The organism is Pseudomonas sp. FSL R10-1350 (assembly GCF_009600525.1).
Taxonomy (GTDB): domain Bacteria; phylum Pseudomonadota; class Gammaproteobacteria; order Pseudomonadales; family Pseudomonadaceae; genus Aquipseudomonas; species Aquipseudomonas helleri.
This window is the reverse complement of record NZ_WIVR01000220.1, coordinates 1-297: the sequence shown is the minus strand read 5'-3', so window position 1 is coordinate 297 and position 297 is coordinate 1. Positions and strand designations below refer to the sequence as shown.

The 297-nt window shown below is 66.7% G+C and carries 1 pseudogene; it reads right to left on the bottom strand.

Features of this window, described 5'->3' with window-relative positions:
* Positions 1-297 (bottom strand): annotated as a pseudogene (locus tag GHO25_RS26380) (nuclease); the annotation flags it as partial.

Below are 297 nucleotides of genomic sequence, written 5' to 3'. Positions count from 1 at the left end.
ACCCATAGGCAGCTGTACTGCCGGGCCTCTAGGCCGGGCATTAGCGCCTGCTCGAAGCTGTCCATGAGGGCCCGTTTCTGCTCGGGCGGTAGATCCGCCTCGGCAAAGCTCAGCACGCCGCTGGTGTACTTCTTGGCGTACCGACTGGAGTCGATCAGTGCGGCCACCTGCTCGGGATCGCCACGCAGCAGGGTTGACCCCTCCCGCTGGCCGTCCCGGCCCAGCAGGTACTGCGTCGGCCCCTTGCCACCGCCAGTGCCCCTAGCGTAGCACTTCACGATCACGTGTGCAGCGCTC